Genomic DNA, 1290 nt, shown 5'->3' with positions numbered 1-1290 from the left:
GTCAGCATAACCATACCTGCACCCGGTACACCAGCTGTGCCAATAGACGCCAGCGTTGCCGTCAGCACGATGGTAATCATCTGCGGGAAGGTCAAATGAATGCCATAGCAAGCAGCAATAAAGATTGCACAGACGCCCTGATAAATTGCGGTACCATCCATGTTAATGGTTGCACCGAGCGGCAGGACGAACGAAGAGACTTCCTTAGAAGCACCCAGCTTCTGTGTACACTCCATATTGATCGGTAAGGTACCAACAGAAGAAGCACTGGAGAAAGCAAACATGATTGCCGGAAGCATTCCCTTAAAGAATTCAATCGGGCTCATGCCACCCATCGTTTTAACTGCAATAGAATAGACAACGACTGCATGTACAATGTAGCAAATGTATGCTGCCAGCAGCACCATAGCCAGGGAGCCGATAATCATTGCGCCATTCTCTGCAATAACCGGACACAGCAGACAGAATACGCCAATCGGAGACAGCTTCAAAATCATTTCCATACATTTCATGAAAACGGCATTTAAGCTGTTGATGCCGGTGATAACCGGCTCTGCTTCTTTACCAACCAGAATAATAGCAAAACCAATCAGAATTGCCATAACAATAACCTGCAACATGCTGGCAGAATACAGCGGATCAATAAAGTTGGATGGGAAAATATTGACCAGCGTATCCATAAAGGATGTAGCCTCTGCCGCTTCATAGCTCAGATCGGTAGTTGCAATAGCTGGGAACAATCCTTCAAACAGATTGCCGCCAATCAGACCAATGGTAATGGCGAAAGCAGTCGTACACATGTAATATACAACGGTTTTCAGGCCAATAGAACCGACCTTTTTGATGTCGGACATCGAAATGATGCCGCTCATAATCGAGAATAATACAATCGGTACAACAATAAATTTCAGCAGATTCAGGAAAATCGTGCCGAACGGATTGATGTACGCCTGCGCGAAATCTGCATGATTTCCAAGCAGTAGGCCTACAACAATTGCAAGAACCAGTGCAATGAAAATCTGCATCGCGAGAGACAGTTTCTTTTTTTCTTTCATTTTGACAAACCTTTCTTTTAGAATTGAAATACCATGTTTCCGTTCATGACGTTCTATATATAATGTATAATGATACCAGAAATTCGACAAAACAGCAATACTTCTAAAGTATGATTCGTAAAAAATTCCGAAAAAATACGCTGCCATTTCTTTGAAAATTTTGTGATGCTTGGAAATCGCTTGTTGAAATAAAAATAATTGCAAGTTTTTATGCACAATTATTCATTTCGTGTTT

At 42.1% G+C, this 1290-nt stretch carries 1 protein-coding gene; it reads right to left on the bottom strand.

The features are described from left to right. Positions 1 to 1055: dicarboxylate/amino acid:cation symporter (locus tag ACR0P9_RS12805; RefSeq protein ID WP_432620737.1), on the bottom strand; the 1055-nt coding region annotated here is incomplete at its 3' end. Positions 1056 to 1290 lie beyond the last annotated feature (235 nt).

Source organism: Butyricicoccus sp. (genome assembly GCF_050872565.1).
Lineage (GTDB): Bacteria > Bacillota > Clostridia > Oscillospirales > Butyricicoccaceae > Butyricicoccus_A.
The sequence above is the reverse complement of the archived record's forward strand: the minus strand, read 5'-3'. Positions and strand labels throughout refer to the sequence as shown.